The following is a 15,509-nucleotide window of genomic DNA, read 5'->3' as shown; positions in this document are numbered from 1 at the left end:
ATGAGCGAACGTATTCTGTCCCTGGCCAGCCTCACGGTGCTGGAAATTTCACCGCCGCAGATGGTCGAGGTGGCGGCCCGTGCCGGTTACAGCCACGTCGGTTTGCGCCTGGTACCGGCGACGCCACAGGAGCATCACTTTGCCCTGGTGGCCGATGCCGAGCTGCGCCGACAGACCCTGAGCCGCCTGCGCGACACCGGCGTCGGCGTGCTGGATGTGGAGATCCTGCGGCTCGAACCGCACACCCGGGTGGCGGATTTCGAAGCGGTGCTGGCGGTCGGCGCGGAGTTCGGCGCCAGCGAGCTGCTGGTGGCCGGCAACGACCCCGACGAGGGGCGCATGACCGAGCGCTTCGCCGAACTGTGCGACCTGGCGTCGATCTACGGCCTGCACCCGCACCTGGAGTTCATGCCCTGGACCGATGCACGCAACCTGGAACAGGCGCTGCGGGTGGTGGAGAACGCCGGCCGCGACAACGCCGGCGTGCTGGTGGATGCATTCCACTTCGATCGCTCGGCCTCGCGCCTGGAGGACTTGGCAAAGGTCGCGCCGTCACGGCTGCGTTATGCCCAGCTGTGCGACGTGGCCGGCCCGCGACCGGACGATATGCAGGAGATCCTGCGCCAGGCCCGCAACGAGCGGCGTTTCCCCGGGGATGGCGATTGCGACCTGGCGGGGCTCTTGCATTGCCTGCCGGCCAACCTGCCGTTGAGCCTGGAGATCCCCACGGTGAAATTGCTCGAACAGGGTGTCGGCGCCCTGGAGCGGGCGCAAATGGCCCTGGACAAGACCCGGGCGTTGTTGGCCCGGCTTTAGCGGGTAGCAGGTGTGACCCTTTTCGCGGGCAAGCCTCGCTCCTACGGACGCCGCGTCTGTAGGAGCGAGGCTTGCCCGCGAAGCTGTTTTCTACAAACAAACCCTATCTTGAGAGACCCCGCGGATGACCCTCAGCACACCCCTTTCCGGTGTCAACCAGCCCTTCAAGGGCATCCTGCTGGTCGTCGTGGCGACCTTCCTGTTCGCCAGCCACGACGCCCTGTCGAAATACCTCTCGGGGTTCTATCCGATCGTGATGGTGGTCTGGGCCCGCTACCTGGTTCATACCCTGCTGATGGCCGGGATCTTCCTGCCGCAATCGGGCCTGCGGGTGTTGCGCACCAAGCGGCCGTTGCTGCAACTGGCGCGGGCCTTGTGCCTGCTCGGCACCAGCCTGCTGTTCACTTCGGCGCTGCTGTTTATCCCGCTGGCCGAAGCCACGGCGGTCAACTTCCTGGCGCCGGTGCTGGTCACCGCGCTGTCGGTGCCGCTGCTGGGCGAGCGGGTGACTAAGGGCCAGTGGCTGGCGGTGATCTGCGGTTTTATCGGGGTGCTGATCATCGTTCACCCGGGCGGCGACCTGTTCACCCCGGCGGTGCTGCTGCCTTTCTGCTCGGCACTGTTTTTCTGCTTTTACCAACTGCTGACCCGCAAGCTCGCCGAGCACGACAGCCCGACCACCAGCAACTTCTTCGCCGGCCTGTGCAACACCCTGGTGATGAGCGCGCTGGTGCCGTTGTTCTGGCAGGTGCCGGGCTTTGTCCATGGTGTGTTGATGCTGGCGCTGGGGGCCTGCGGCATGACCGCCCACCTGTTCCTGACCCAGGCCTTCCGCCATGCGGCGCCGGCGCTGTTGGCGCCGTTCGGCTATTGCCAGATCGTCTTCGCCGGATTGCTGGGCTGGCTGTTGTTCAGCCATACGCCGCAGCCGATCACCCAGCTGGGCATCGCGGTGATCTGCCTCAGCGGCTTGGCGGCTGCCTGGCAACAGCGGCGGCGCTGAGTGGCGTTGGCAACGGGAGGACAGCCGGTATCGACTGAGAGAAGGGGGGAGAAAAAAGCAGGCCCGGAACCGGGCCTGCGAGAGGAAAGCGTCAGTCTTCTATTTTTGGAATCTTGCGTGGGGCCATGAAGTACATCCAGGTCAGGGCAATGAAGTACATCGCCGGGATCAGGGTGAACAGCACGGTGTAGTTGTTGTTGGTGACGGTCAGGATATGGCCCACCAGCTGGGTCATGAACATGCCGCCGATGGCCGCGCACATGCCGCCGAAACCGAACACCGTGCTCATCATGTGCTTGGGCGTGTAGTCCATCACCAGGCTCCAGATGTTGGCGGTCCAGGCCTGGTGCGCGCCGATGGCCAGGGAGATGGCGAACACCGCCAGCCACAGGTTGCTGGCCCCGGCGGCCATGACCACGCCGACGATGCAGCAGGCGAACAGCAGCATGGACATCAGGCGCGCCTTGATCGGGTTGACCCCGCGGCCGATCAGGAACGACGAGAGGATGCCGCCGCCGACGCTGCCGAAGTCGGCGGTCAGGTAGATGATGATCAGCGGGATGCCCATCTGGGTCACGTTAATGCCCAGGTTGTACTGCTGGTTGAGGAACGGCGGCAGCCAGTACAGGTAGAACCAGAACACCGGCGCGGTGATCGAGTAGGCCAGGGCGAAAGCCCAGGTGCCGCGCATACGCAGGATGCGCGAGAAAGGCACGCGGGCCTGTTCCGGTTCGACTTCTTTCTGGATGTACTCGAGCTCGGACTGTTTGACGCTCGGGTGATCTTCCGGGTTGAAGTACTTCAGGCCCCAGAACAGCAGCCAGATGCCGCCCAGCGCAGCCATGCACAGGAATGCCGCCTGCCAGCCCCAGGCATGCAGGATCAACGGCAGCAGCATCGGCGTGAACATGGCGCCGACGTTGGTCCCGGCGTTGAAGATGCCAGTGGCCACGGCGCGTTCGCCGGCCGGGAACCACAGGCGTGTGGTCTTCACGCAGGCCGGGTAGTTGGCGGCCTCGGTCAGCCCGAGGATAAAGCGGCAGACCATGAAGCCCGCGGCCGAAGTGGCCAGGCCGTGAGCGCCGGTGGCCAGGCTCCACAACAGCACGGCGAAGAAGAACACGCGCTTGACGCCGACCCGGTCGATCAACCGTCCTTGCAGGACGAAACCGACGGCGTAGCCGACCTGGAACCAGAAGTTGATGTTGGCGTAGTCCATCGCCGTCCAGCTCATTTCCTTGGCCAGGATCGGCTGCATCACACCCAGGGCGGCGCGGTCGATGTAGTTCAGGGTGGTGGCGAAGAACACCAGGGCGAGCATGCCCCAGCGGGTCTTGCCGACCGCCATGGCGCCGCGGATCTTGTCGCCGATGCCGCCGGAGGCGGTGCCGAGGCTCGGGGCCATGCGGGAGCTTTGAGAAGGAATCATGTGTGCCATCCGTTCAATGACTGACGAGGGACAACTCGTCGGGACTCAAGGGCGCGTGATCGATTGTCGACTGTGCGGACGGACCGCGGATGAACTCGATGATCGATCGGCTGAGTGCTTTGGTCGACGCGCGTCGGGCGCGGCGGTGGAAAGCGGGTTGGTCAGCGTGCGGGCATGGTCAGCCCAGGGGCCGTAGTGCGTCCGTCTGAAGGCGGCTGTTGGAGGTCTGGCCGGGTGAGGGCCAGAGGGCCAGGCAGAGAGGTGTGGCGTTGAGTGCAAGCATGAGGGTGTACCCGATTTTTGAAATTTTTATGGTGTGTTCTGGGTCTTGGGCGATTGAAGCCGGCGCTTAGGTGCCGGCTCAATGTGCTGTCGATGGTGCGCAGCGGACGAAAAATCGTCAATTCGCCAACGGCCATTTTGTTCGATAATCGCACGAAAAACTAACTGGTTCGTACACTTTGAATTGCTGTCTGTACTGCCCGGCTCAATAATCCGCCCCATCCAATAACAAACGTACCTGTAGCCGCTGCCGCAGGCTGCGATCGCCCGCGAAGCGGGCGCGGGATCTTCAGTGCGCTGGAGGACCTGCGGCAGCGGCCACAGGCACGGCGCCCGATCTGTGGTCATTACCGGGAGTTGAAACATGCAGCGTTCCATTGCCACCGTCTCCTTGAGCGGTACCCTGCCGGAAAAACTCGAAGCCATTGCCGCCGCCGGTTTCGACGGTGTGGAGATTTTCGAGAACGACCTGCTCTACTACGACGGCAGCCCTCGGGAAATCCGCCAGATGTGCGCGGACCTGGGCATCGCCATCACCCTGTTCCAGCCTTTTCGCGATTTCGAAGGTTGCCGCCGCGACCGCCTGCAACGCAACCTGGAACGCGCCGAGCGCAAGTTCGACCTGATGCAGGAACTGGGCACCGACCTGGTGCTGGTGTGCAGCAATGCCGCGGCCGACAGCGTCGGCGACCGGCAGATCCTGGTGGACGACCTGCGCCTGCTGGCCGAGCGCGCCGGTAGCCGTGGCCTGCGGATCGGCTACGAAGCCCTGGCCTGGGGCCGGCACGTCAATACTTATCAACAGGTCTGGGACATCGTTCGCGAGGCCGACCATCCGAGCCTGGGCGTGCTGCTCGACAGCTTCCACACCTTGTCGCTCAAGGGCGACCCGGCGGCGATCGCCGAGATTCCCAGGGACAAGATCTTCTTCGTGCAGATGGCCGACGCGCCGATCCTGGCCATGGACGTGCTGGAGTGGAGCCGGCATTTTCGCTGCTTCCCGGGGCAGGGCGATTTCGACTTGCCGGGGTTCCTCGCGCCGATCATCAAGAGCGGCTACACCGGGCCTTTGTCCCTGGAGATCTTCAACGACGGTTTCCGCGCCGCGCCACCCCGGGCCAACGCCGCGGACGGCCTGCGCTCGCTGCTGTACCTCGAGGAGAAAACCCGCCAGCGCCTGGCGCAGGAAGCCACGCCGGTGGCCAATATCGATACGCTGTTCGCGCCGCCGCCGGCCAGTGAATATGGCGGCACCGAGTTTCTCGAGTTCGCCGTGGACGAAGCGCTGGGCGCCAAGCTTGGCGGCTGGCTGGAACGCCTGGGGTTCGCCAGGGCCGGCCAGCACCGCTCGAAGAATGTCAGCCTGATGCGCCAGGGCGATATCAACCTGATCCTCAACTCCGAGCCTTATTCCTTTGCCCACAGCTTCTTCGAAGCCCACGGCCCCTCGGTGTGCGCCACGGCGATCCGGGTCAAGGACAGCGCCAAGGCGCTGGAGCGCGCAGTGGCCTACAAGGGCCAGCCGTACCGCGGCTTGGTGGGCCCCAACGAACTGGAACTGGCCGCCGTACGCGAGCTGGATGGCAGCCTGATCTACCTGGTGGACCAGGAGCAGGGCGGCCAGCACCTGTACGACACCGATTTCAATATGCTCCCGGGCGTGGTGGCCAAGGGCGGCCTCAAGCGCATCGACCACATGGCCATGGCGTTGCCGGCCGACAGCCTCGACAGCTGGGTGCTGTTCTACAAGAGCCTGCTGGATTTCACCGCCGACGACGAAGTGGTGCTGCCCGACCCCTACGGCCTGGTGAAGAGCCGGGCGCTGCGCAGCCGTTGCAGCACCATTCGTTTGCCGCTGAACATTTCCGAGAACCGCAAGACCGCGATCTCCCATGCGCTGTCCAGTTACGGCGGCTCGGGCGTGCATCACATCGCCTTCGATTGCGACGATATCTTTGCCGAAGTCAGCCGGGCCAAGGAGGCGGGCGTGCCGCTGCTGGATATCCCGCTCAACTACTACGACGACCTGGCGGCGCGCTTCGATTTCGACGACGAGTTCCTCAGCGAGCTGGCCTACTACAACGTGCTCTACGACCGTGACGCCCAGGGTGGCGAGCTGTTCCATGTCTACACCGAGCCGTTCGAGGGGCGCTTCTTCTTCGAGATCATCCAGCGCAAGAATGGCTACGTCGGTTATGGCGCGGCGAACGTCGCGGTACGCCTGGCGGCCATGGCCAAGTCGCGCAGTGGCGGGGTGCGGCACGCGAAGTTGTAGGAGTTTCGTAACGGCGGCGGCAAAGGGCCGCCGTCCTGCTTTCCTTCGCTGCGCGAGGCGGCCCATAATCGCCCGCGTGTGCAGCGATGGCCGTGAGCCCCAGAATGACAATGACCACAGAACTCTCCGTAGCGCCCGAGCAGCCCGTGATCGAGCCACGCAAGAGTCGCAAGAACAACCCGGAAAAGACCCGCGAGAACATTCTTCAAGAAGCCATTGTGGAGTTCGTGCAGCAGGGCCTGTCCGGTGCTCGGGTGGATGCCATCGCCGAGCGCATCCACACCTCCAAGCGCATGATCTATTACTACTTCGGCAGCAAGGAGCAGCTGTACGTCGAGGTGCTGGAGAAGCTCTACGGCGATATCCGCAACACCGAAAGCCGCCTGCACCTGGCGGAGCTGGCGCCGCGCGAGGCGATTCGCCGGCTGGTGGAGTTCACCTTCGATCACCACGACCGCAACGTCGATTTCGTGCGCATCGTCAGCATCGAGAACATCCATAACGCCGAATACGTGAAGCGCTCCGAAGCGATCAAGGCGATGAACAACACCATCCTGCATGCCCTGGGCGAGATCCTCCGGCGCGGGGCCGACGAGGGCGTGTTCCGCGCCGGCCTGGACCCACTGGACGTGCATTTGCTGATCAGTTCGTTCTGCTTCTACCGCGTGTCCAACCGCCACACGTTCGGCGAGATCTTCCAGATCGACCTGCCTGACGAGGCGATCAAGCAGCGCCACCGCGAGATGATCTGCGAGTCGGTGCTGCGCTACTTGCAGGCCTGATCGCCTAGAGGGTTGAACCCCGTTGCCGGTCGATCAGCCGGCACAAGGTTGCAACCGCATCCGGCATTGACTCCGCCCGGGTATTGCCAAAGCCCATCAGCAAGCCCGGGCGTGATCCGCCCTGGGCACCCACGAAAAAACCTGACAGCGGCGCGACGCCGATCTTCCGGGCATGGGCGGCGGCCGCGATCGCCTGGTCGTCGAGCCCATCGGGCAGTTCGGCGAGCAGGTGCAATCCGCTGGCGCTGCTGGCTACCGTCATGCGCTCGCTGCCGGCGTTGTGAATGGCTGCCAGCAAGGCGGCGCGACGCTGCGCATAAACCGCCTGGCTACGACGGATGTGGCTGCCGAGATGGCCATTGCCGATGAACTCCGCCGCCGTCGCCTGGAGCGACAAAGGCACGCGGTGGCCGCTGCCATTGCGTACGTTGCACAACACCTCCACTACCGCCTCGGGGGCGACCAGGAACCCCAGGCGCAGGCCCGGCGCCAGCAGCTTGCTCAAGGTCCCGACATAAATGACCCGCCCCTGATGGCCGTCCAGGGCCTTGAGCGCCGGGGTTGGCGCGCCGCCGTAGCGGAACTCGCTGTCGTAATCGTCTTCGAGGATGAAGGCATCGGCATCGTGGGCCCATTGCAGCAAGGCCAGGCGTCGCGCCAGGCTCATGCCGACCCCCAGGGGATACTGGTGCGAAGGCGATACCAGCGCCAGCCTGGCGTCGGGCGCGAGCCGGCGGCCGGCCTGCACATCCAGGCCTTCTGCATCCACCGGAACGCCCACGGCCTGCACACCGGCCAGCAGCACGCTGCGGTAGGCCGCATCGTAGCCGGGGTTCTCGACCCAGACCCGCTCTCCCAGGTCGGTGAGCGCCAGGGTGGCAATCGACACCGCCGCCTGGGCACCGGGAGTAATCACGATGTGACTGGCCTGGCACACCACTCCGCGTGCCGCGCCGAGGTACGCCGCCAGGGCTTCGCGCAATGGCAGGAAGCCCTGCGGGTCGCCGTAGGACAGGTCGGGAAGTGGCCGGCGTCGCCAGAAGCGGCCTTCCAGGCGCCCCCACAGCGCATAGGGAAAGGCGTCCAGCGCCGGCAGGCCCGGGGTCAGCGGCCAGGCGGCCCGGGCCACGGACATCGAGTCGGTCCCCGTCAGCGCCCGGGCCCGGGTGGAGCCGACGGGGGCCTCTGTCCGGGCGGGCGGCGAGGCCGTTTGCTCGGCGATCCGCGCCATGACGTAGGTCCCCGAACCTGTCCGGGCCTCGAGGAATCCCTCGGCGATCAACTGCCCATAGACCTCGGTCACGGTCATGCGCGATAGCCCCAATTGTGTCGCCAGCACGCGTGAAGCCGGCAGGCGGATCCCGGCCTTGACGCTGCCGTCGGCGATGCCTTTGCGCAGGAACAGCAGCAATTGCTCGCGCAAGGACAAGTGGCCGTCCTTGGCCAGTTGCAGACGGTTCCAGATGGGATAGGCGGTTTTGCGGGTTTTCATTGGGGGCCTGTGGATTGCCGGTCGGCGGCAGCTGGAAAAGTGGTCTGGGATATTGATCGAAAGTGGATATTTTATACAGGCCATTACCTGCGGATACTCCCTCGCCTTGCCAACACAGCCAGAGGGTTTCCCCGATGAAAACCGCCAGCATCAGAATCGCTGACCTGCTGCATCCAAGCGTTGCCGCGCTGATCTCGGTCATCGTCAATTACGGGGGAACCTTCATTCTGGTTTTCCAGGGGGCCAAGGCGGCCGGGCTGAGCCCGGAGCAGACCGCTTCGTGGATCTGGTCGATCTCGATCGGCGTCGGCCTGACCGGCGCCTGGCTGAGTTATCGCTACCGCGAGCCGATCATTACCGCCTGGTCGACACCGGGCGCGGCCTTCCTGATCGCGGTACTGCCGAGCACGCCTTACCCGGAAATGATCGGCGCCTTCATGCTGTCGGCTGCCGGCTTCATGGTGCTGGGCATGTCGGGTTATTTCGAGCGGCTGGTGAAGCTGATCCCGCCGGGGATCGCGGCGGGCCTGCTGGCGGGCATTCTGTTGCGCTTCGGGATTGGCGCTTTCGACGGCGCAGGGGTCGATCCTTTGCTGGTGGGCGCGCTGCTGCTCAGCTATGTGCTGCTACGGCGCTTTACTGCGCGTTATGCGATTGTCGGGGTGTTGCTGATTGGCATTGTGCTGTTGCTCGGGTTGGGGCAAGTCAGTTTCGCCAGCCTCGAACTCAAGCCGGCCCTGCCGGTGCTGACTGTGCCGGTGTTCTCGCTGAATGCGCTGCTGAGCGTGGCCCTGCCGTTGTTCCTGATCACCCTGACCGGTCAGTACATGCCCGGCATGCTGGTGCTGCGCAACGATGGGTTCAAGACCAGTGCCAATCCGATTCTCACCGCGACCGGCCTGGGCTCCTTGCTGATGGCGCCGTTCGGTTCCCATGCGTTCAATGTCGCCGCCATTACCGCCGCCATCTGCACGGGAAAGGAGGCGCATGAAGAACCGGCCAAGCGTTATCTGGCCGGGCTCGCGTGTGGGGTGTTCTACCTGCTGGTGGGGATCTTCGGCAGCACCCTGGCGGCGCTGTTCGTGGTCCTGCCGGCGACCTTTATCACCACCCTGGCGGGCCTGGCCCTGCTGGGGGCGATCGGCGGCAACCTCGCCACCGCGCTGGTCGAGCCGAGTGGCCGGGAAACCGCCTTGATCACCTTCCTGGCGACCGCCGCCAATATCACCTTGTTCGGGTTGGGCGGCGCATTCTGGGGCTTGCTGGCGGGGTTGCTGGCGCACGGCGTGATGCACGGACGGCTGCGGCCAGCTGGTCGTCATGAACGCGCCTAGTCGCCATGCATGGCCGCGGGGGAGTGTGGCAGGTACCTGTCGAGAGCGGAGCCGATCACAGCCCCGCACTGACCTGGTCAGGCGCTGTCAGCCATTCATGCTCTGGAAATGCGCGAGCATGCGCTGGGCATCCGGCGCCACGCCGCTGAACAGCTCGAATGCCTTCACCGCCTGAAACACCGCCATGTTGCCGCCGTTCAGGGTGCGGCAACCGAGGGCTCGGGCGTTGCGCAGCAGCTCGGTTTCCAGGGGGAAGTAGACGATCTCCGCGACCCACAATCCGGGGCGCAGCAACTCGACCGGTACCGGCATGCCCGGCAGCTTGGCCATGCCCACGGGTGTGGTGTTCACCAGGCCGTCGGCGGCAGCCAGGGTGGCGGGCAGGTCGACGCCGGCCTTGGCCCGGCCGGGGCCGAAATGCTGGTTGAGGTTATCCGCCAGGCTCTGGGCGCGGGCACTTTCCACATCGAAGATATGCAACTGTTGCACGCCTTCGCTGAGCAGCGCATGGGCCACCGCGGCACCGGCACCGCCGGCACCCATCTGCACCACGCGCGACAGGGCCACGCCTTGCAAGCCGCGACGGAAACCTTCGGCAAAACCCAGGCAATCGGTGTTGTGGCCGATGCGCTTGCCATCCTTGAGCACCACGGTATTCACCGCGCCGATGCCGCGGGCTTCCGGCGACAGCTCGTCGAGCAGCGGGATGATGCTTTGCTTGCACGGGAAGGTGATATTCAACCCGGTGAAGTTCATGCGCTCGGCGGCCAGCAGCAGGTCGGGCAGGGCGTTGCTGTCGAGTTGCAGCTGGTCCAGGTCGATCAGCCGGTACAGATAACGCAGGCCCTGGGCGTCGCCTTCGTGCTCATGCAGCGCCGGGGTGCGCGAGGCCTGGATGCCGGCGCCGATCAGTCCGGCCAGTACTGTGTTCTGCTGGGTCATGCCTGGGCTCCTTGAAAGCGCTGGCTGAAATGCGCCAGTGCCAGGCGATAGCCATGGCTGCCAAAGCCGCACATTACTGCCAGGGCGATGCCCGAGACAAAGGAATGATGGCGGAACGGTTCGCGGGCGTGGACGTTCGACAGGTGCACTTCGATCACCGGCAACTCGCTGGCCACCAGGGCATCGCGGATCGCCACCGAGGTGTGGGTCCAGGCCGCCGGGTTGATCACGATCCCGGCGCAACGGCCACGGGCGCCGTGAATCCAGTCCAGCAGTTCGCCTTCGTGGTTGGTCTGGCGAAACTCCACGGTCAGGCCGAACTCCTCGGCGGCACGCCCGCACAGGGCGGAAATGTCGGCCAGGGTCTCGTGACCATAGGTGGCGGGTTCGCGGGTGCCGAGCAGGTTCAGGTTCGGGCCGTTGAGCACCAGAACGATAGGGCGCATGGGGGGAATTCTCCGTTGTTATTGTGGACGTGGCTTGAGCGGCCAGCGGCTGGGGCTAAATTGTACTAACTGGTTAATTTGGTCAATGAGCCGGGGGACAGCCCCGAAATAATGGTTCGATAATCGAACACTACCCGGATGAGTGGAGAAGTTCTTTCACCTTCTCGGCAGAAGATGCGTATTCATATCAATTGAAAACAATTCTTAGTAAGCCGTAAGATGCCGGCCAATTTCCTTCAAGTTCCAGGGAGTCGGTTTGTCGGACGTGGATCTCAAGGGGCTGTTTCTCAAGCATGCCGCTACCTTGCGTGGGTACCTGGCGCGCAAGGTACGGGACCCGCAGTTGGCCGCTGATCTGGTGCAGGAGAGTTTCCTGCGGCTGGCCGAACAGACGCGCGGCGAGCGCATCGACAATTCCCAGGGCTATCTCTACCGCACGGCGAACAATCTGCTGATCGACCATGTCCGTCAGGAGGCGCGGCGCAAGACCGACACCGTGCCCCATGAAGCCCTGGCCGAGATCGAAGACGAGCAAGCCGGTCTGGAGGCCCAGGCGATGGCGCAGCAACAGCGCAAGGCATTGAAGCAGGCCATTCTGGAGTTGCCGCCGCGCACTCAGGAGATCTTCCGCTTGAACCGGATCGAAGGCATGACCCACGCCGAAGTGGCCAGGCATCTGGAGATTTCCGACAGCTCGGTGCAGAAACACCTGTCCAGGGCCCTGGCCCATGTGATGCAGCGCCTGGCTACCGGCGGTCGGGCGGCCGACGAGTGAGTTACGGTAAAACCCGGGGTCAGTCGTCACTGCTTATATATAACGAGAAATCGAGATTCACACGTGAATAGCCAGGGTCCGCAAGAGCGCAGTATCACTGAGGCCGCCGCCGACTGGGCGGTGCGTTTGCATGCCGGTGGACTGAGCGCCGCCGAGCAGGCCGAGCTGGAGCAATGGCAAGCGCGGGACCCGCGCCACGCCCCGGCGCTGGCGTTTGCCCGGCGGACCTGGGACGCGCTGGGCGAGCTGCGCCTGGAGCCGGAACTGGCGCAACCGCGTCGCGCGCCCGCCGCCAGGGCCACGGCGGTTCAGCGGCCGCGCCGCCGGCGTTTCCTGCCACGGGCGGCCAGCGCGGCGGTGCTGGTGCTGGCTGTCGCGCTCGGCTGGTGGCAAGGGCCGCACGCCTTGCTGCGGATGCAGGCCGACTACCTCACCGACAAAGGCGAAGTGCGCACCGTGCACCTGGCCGACGGCAGTACCGTGGAGCTGGATTCGTCCAGCGCCATTCGCCTCGATTTCAACCAGGCCCAGCGCCAGGTGCATTTGCTCGCCGGCTCCGCGGTGTTCGACGTGGCGCCCATGGGCGGCGAGGAGTCCCGCCCTTTTGTGGTCGAGAGTGCCGGCGGGCAGACCCGCGCCCTGGGCACGCGCTTCGTGGTGGGGCGTGAAAGCAGCCAGCAGGCCTGGATCGGCGTACTGCAACACAGCGTTGCCGTAAACCTGGATACGCCGGCGCAGCAGGGCGCTTCCGAACGGGTCCTGCAGGAAGGGCAGAGCGCCCGCTACAACCCGCTGTCGGGGGTGGTCACTCTGGATGGCCTGGATCTGCAACGGGCCACGAGCTGGCGGCGTGGCGTGCTGGTGTTCGATCGCCAGCCGCTGGCGCTGGTGATCGAACAGCTCAATCGTTATCGCCCCGGCCGGGTGGTATTGGGTAACGAAGCCCTGGCCCAGCGTCAGGTCAGCGGCGTGTTCCGCCTGGACATGCTCGACACTGCCCTGGCCACCCTGACCCGGGAACTGCAGGTGCGGCACTTCGATCTGGCCGGCGTCAGCCTGATTTACTGAGGCCTGGCGCCGCCGCTTTCCTCCCCGTGAAAAATAGTTGGAAAAAACCTTACTGAGTTTTCCTGCCTGGCACGTCTAGCTAATTGAGATGCATTCGCATCAATAAAAAGCAGCCAGCGCAGGAATACGGATATGAGGGTAAGCAGTCGCACTGGAGTTCATGCCGCAAGCCGGTTGGCCCTGGCTATTCATCTGGGCGCCGCGGGGCTGCTGCTCGATACCGGGTTGGCGCATGCGGCGCAGGGGGCCGCGGTTGCCGGTGCCGAGCAGCAAAGCCGCCTGATGTTCGACATTCCTGCCCAGGCCCTGGACAGCGCCGTGCTGGCCTTCGCCGAACAGGCCGGGCTGCAAGTGCTGTTCGACAGCCAGCGCCTCAAGGGCCTGCACAGTTCGCCGCTCAAGGGCAGCTACAGCGTCCAGGAAGGGTTGGCGCGGCTGCTGGGCAACGCGCCGGTGGAATACCGCTTCACCGGCGACAGCCAGGTCACCCTGAACCGCGTCGCCGCCGAGCACCAGGGGGCCTTGGCCCTGGCCACTACTACCGTGTCCGGCAACCTCGAAGGGCGAAAAAACGATTGGGTCTACAGTGCGCCGCGTTCGGTGAGCGTCGTCAGCCGTGAGCAGATCGACCGCAACCCACCCCGGCACGCGGCGGACATGCTGGAAGAAACCAGCGGCGTGTATTCGGCGGTCAGCCAGCAGGACCCCGGCCTGTCGGTGAACATCCGTGGCATCCAGGATTACGGCCGGGTCAACATGGCGGTCGACGGCATGCGCCAGAACTACCAGCAGAGCGGCCACCAGCAACGCAACGGCACCCTGTATGTCGACCCCGAGCTGCTCTCCGAGGTGGTGATCGAGAAGGGCGCGACCTCCAGCATGGGCGGTGCCGGGGTGATCGGCGGGATCGCCAATTTCCGCACCCTGGAGGCCCGCGACCTGATCAAGCCGGGCGAGGAAATGGGCGGGCGCATCCGCCTGACCAGCGGTCTGGGCGGGCGCAGCAACGGCACGCATTTTATCGGCAGTTCGGCCTTCGCCATCGGCACTGAAGTCTGGGACATGCTGGTCGCCGCCAGCGAGCGGCACCTGGGCGACTACGACCCGGGAACCCGCGGCAGCATCGGCGAACTGCGCACCGGCGGCTGGCGGGACCCTTCGATCAACGACCGGGTGAAGAACTCGCCGGTGGCCTATTCCGCTTCGGTGATGCGCTCGCGCCTGGCCAAGCTCGGGCTGAACCTGCCCCAGGACCAGCGCCTGCAGTTCAGCTACCTGACCACCCAGGTGTCCTACGACGACGCCAACATGCTCAACACCGAAAAGGATCAGCTGTGGGAGAAGCTGGGCAGCAGCGATGTGCGCTCGCAGAACTTCGCCCTCGACTACAGCTACACCCCGGACAACCCGCTGGTGGACTTCAAGGCCAAGCTCTATTACGTCGACAACCGTAACGACCAGAGCACCCTGCAACGGGGCATCACTCCCGGATATTCGATCACCTACCAGACCGACACCTACGGCGCCCAGGCGCAGAACACCTCGACCTTCGCCCTCGGCGAGCTGTCGACGCTCAAGGCCAACTACGGCCTGGAGTTCTTCTACGACAAGGTGCGCCCGGACTCCAGCCAGCCGGTGGCGAGCGGTTCGGCGGTGAACGCCCCGGCCTCGGAAGGCATGACGCCCAAGGGCGACCGCGCACTCGGCAGCCTGTTCGCGCGCCTGGACTACGACTACGACGGCTGGCTGAACCTGAACGCCGGGTTGCGCTACGACCGTTACCGGCTGCGCGGCGATACCGGGATCAATACCCGCACCTTCATTCTCGGCACCACCCGGCAAACCACGGTGCCGATCGACTATGACGTGGACACCGAGGAAGGGCGTTTCTCGCCGACCTTCGGCCTGTCGATCAAGCCCGGCGTGGACTGGCTGCAACTGTTCGCCAGCTACGGCAAGGGCTGGCGTCCGCCGGCTATCACCGAGACCCTGATCACCGGCCGGCCCCACGGCGGTGGCGCCGAAAGCATGTACCCCAACCCCTTCCTGCGCCCGGAGCGTTCCACCACCTGGGAAGCCGGGGTCAATGTGTTCAAGGAAAACCTGTGGTTCGACGAGGACCGGCTGGGGATCAAGGTCGCGTACTTCGACACCCGCGTCGAAGACTTCATCTTCATGAACATGGGCGTGCAGCCCCCCGGCTACGGCATGGCCGGGATCGGCAACAGCGCCTACGTCAACAACCTGCAGGACACCCGCTTCAAGGGCGTGGAGTACCAGCTCGACTACGACGCCGGGCGCGCCTACGGGCAGCTGGCCTACACCCACATGATCGGCAGCAACGACTTCTGCTCGAAGACCGCGTGGCTGGGCGGGGTGACCCAGACCGTAAAGAACAGCACGGCCGGACGCGCCCCGGTGGTCGGCATGCGCCCGGACGCACAGGCCAATAGCGCCAGCCATTGCAGCGCGATCCTCGGTTCGGCCGAACACATGCCGATGGACCGCGGCACCTTGACCCTGGGCGCGCGGTTCTTCGAGCGCAAGCTGGATATCGGCGCCCGGGCCCGCTACAGCGCGGGCTACTCGGAGGGTGGCAGCAACACCCGCACCACCACCAACGTCTACCCCGCGGACTGGAAGTCCTACACCGTTTACGACCTGTACGGCAGCTACCGCGCCACCGAAGAACTGACCCTGCGCCTGGCGATGGAGAACGTCACCGACCGCGCCTACCTGGTGCCCATGGGCGACGTGCTGGCCTTCACCCTGGGGCGTGGCCGCACCTTGCAGGGCACCCTCGAATATCAGTTCTGACCGCTTTTGCCCAGAGAAGGGCAAAACCGTAGCGGGCATCGGCTCGCT

General features: G+C 65.0%; 12 protein-coding genes. 8 read left to right on the top strand and 4 right to left on the bottom strand.

Translation table 11 applies throughout. From position 1 onward, the window contains the following. Positions 1-816 (top strand): sugar phosphate isomerase/epimerase family protein, encoded by an 816-nt coding sequence (locus PMI20_RS29475; protein WP_007928886.1) that lies wholly within the window; start codon positions 1-3, stop codon positions 814-816. Positions 817-940: 124 nt separating this feature from the next. Beyond that, a complete protein-coding gene (locus PMI20_RS29470) occupies positions 941-1,819 on the top strand; it encodes a DMT family transporter (RefSeq protein ID WP_007928885.1) in 879 nt (292 codons plus the stop codon). A 91-nt stretch (positions 1,820-1,910) separates the two neighbouring features. Here PMI20_RS29470 and PMI20_RS29465 read toward each other — a convergent pair whose 3' ends face one another. Beyond that, positions 1,911-3,248 carry an MFS transporter gene (locus PMI20_RS29465; RefSeq protein ID WP_007928884.1) on the bottom strand — a complete coding sequence of 446 codons (1,338 nt, stop codon included), beginning with the start codon at positions 3,246-3,248 and terminating at the stop codon, positions 1,911-1,913. 646 nt (positions 3,249-3,894) lie between these two features. Between PMI20_RS29465 and quiC the strand changes: the two genes are divergently transcribed. Then, complete coding sequence (gene quiC / locus PMI20_RS29460) at positions 3,895-5,805, top strand: 3-dehydroshikimate dehydratase QuiC (protein ID WP_007928883.1); 1,911 nt, start codon at positions 3,895-3,897, stop codon at positions 5,803-5,805. Positions 5,806-5,909: 104 nt separating this feature from the next. Next, the gene (locus tag PMI20_RS29455; protein WP_007928882.1) at positions 5,910-6,587 is read left to right on the top strand and encodes a TetR/AcrR family transcriptional regulator; all 678 of its coding nucleotides are present in this window, start codon (positions 5,910-5,912) and stop codon (positions 6,585-6,587) included. Between the two features lie 4 nt (positions 6,588-6,591). Here PMI20_RS29455 and pdxR read toward each other — a convergent pair whose 3' ends face one another. Next, on the bottom strand, positions 6,592-8,079 hold the full coding sequence (gene pdxR / locus PMI20_RS29450; protein ID WP_007928881.1) for a MocR-like pyridoxine biosynthesis transcription factor PdxR: 1,488 nt from the start codon (positions 8,077-8,079) through the stop codon (positions 6,592-6,594). A gap of 134 nt (positions 8,080-8,213) precedes the next feature. Here pdxR and PMI20_RS29445 point away from each other — a divergent pair, with 134 nt between their 5' ends. Next, complete coding sequence (locus tag PMI20_RS29445) at positions 8,214-9,413, top strand: benzoate/H(+) symporter BenE family transporter (protein ID WP_007928880.1); 1,200 nt, start codon at positions 8,214-8,216, stop codon at positions 9,411-9,413. An 87-nt stretch (positions 9,414-9,500) separates the two neighbouring features. Here the strand turns inward: PMI20_RS29445 and PMI20_RS29440 are convergent, their stop codons facing one another. Further along, entirely contained in the window at positions 9,501-10,355 is an 855-nt protein-coding gene (locus tag PMI20_RS29440; protein ID WP_007928879.1) for a shikimate dehydrogenase, read from the bottom strand. Then, on the bottom strand, positions 10,352-10,801 hold the full coding sequence (gene aroQ, locus PMI20_RS29435) for a type II 3-dehydroquinate dehydratase (protein WP_007928871.1): 450 nt from the start codon (positions 10,799-10,801) through the stop codon (positions 10,352-10,354). Before aroQ ends, PMI20_RS29440 begins: the two co-directional genes overlap by 4 nt. A gap of 256 nt (positions 10,802-11,057) precedes the next feature. On the opposite strand from aroQ, the gene PMI20_RS29430 reads away from it, so the two are divergent. From PMI20_RS29430 to PMI20_RS29420, 3 genes are all read left to right on the top strand, one after another. Beyond that, entirely contained in the window at positions 11,058-11,576 is a 519-nt protein-coding gene (locus PMI20_RS29430) for an RNA polymerase sigma factor (protein WP_007928868.1), read from the top strand. A 63-nt stretch (positions 11,577-11,639) separates the two neighbouring features. Further along, entirely contained in the window at positions 11,640-12,644 is a 1,005-nt protein-coding gene (locus PMI20_RS29425) for a FecR family protein (RefSeq protein ID WP_007928866.1), read from the top strand. Between the two features lie 132 nt (positions 12,645-12,776). Continuing rightward, positions 12,777-15,461 carry a TonB-dependent receptor gene (locus PMI20_RS29420; protein ID WP_007928865.1) on the top strand — a complete coding sequence of 895 codons (2,685 nt, stop codon included), beginning with the start codon at positions 12,777-12,779 and terminating at the stop codon, positions 15,459-15,461. The last annotated feature ends 48 nt before the right edge of the window (positions 15,462-15,509 follow it).

The sequence above is a fragment of the Pseudomonas sp. GM17 genome, assembly GCF_000282175.2.
GTDB classification, from domain to species: domain Bacteria; phylum Pseudomonadota; class Gammaproteobacteria; order Pseudomonadales; family Pseudomonadaceae; genus Aquipseudomonas; species Aquipseudomonas chlororaphis.
The sequence above is the reverse complement of the archived record's forward strand: the minus strand, read 5'-3'. Positions and strand labels throughout refer to the sequence as shown.

Coding starts and splice junctions, on each gene's coding strand:
- quiC (WP_007928883.1), top strand. CDS start 3,895: ATGCAGCGTTCCATTGCCACCGTCTCCTTGAGCGGTACCCTGCCGGAA.
- PMI20_RS29465 (WP_007928884.1), bottom strand. CDS start 3,248: ATGATTCCTTCTCAAAGCTCCCGCATGGCCCCGAGCCTCGGCACCGCC.
- PMI20_RS29475 (WP_007928886.1), top strand. CDS start 1: ATGAGCGAACGTATTCTGTCCCTGGCCAGCCTCACGGTGCTGGAAATT.
- PMI20_RS29470 (WP_007928885.1), top strand. CDS start 941: ATGACCCTCAGCACACCCCTTTCCGGTGTCAACCAGCCCTTCAAGGGC.
- PMI20_RS29440 (WP_007928879.1), bottom strand. CDS start 10,355: ATGACCCAGCAGAACACAGTACTGGCCGGACTGATCGGCGCCGGCATC.
- PMI20_RS29445 (WP_007928880.1), top strand. CDS start 8,214: ATGAAAACCGCCAGCATCAGAATCGCTGACCTGCTGCATCCAAGCGTT.
- pdxR (WP_007928881.1), bottom strand. CDS start 8,079: ATGAAAACCCGCAAAACCGCCTATCCCATCTGGAACCGTCTGCAACTG.
- aroQ (WP_007928871.1), bottom strand. CDS start 10,801: ATGCGCCCTATCGTTCTGGTGCTCAACGGCCCGAACCTGAACCTGCTC.
- PMI20_RS29420 (WP_007928865.1), top strand. CDS start 12,777: ATGAGGGTAAGCAGTCGCACTGGAGTTCATGCCGCAAGCCGGTTGGCC.
- PMI20_RS29455 (WP_007928882.1), top strand. CDS start 5,910: ATGACAATGACCACAGAACTCTCCGTAGCGCCCGAGCAGCCCGTGATC.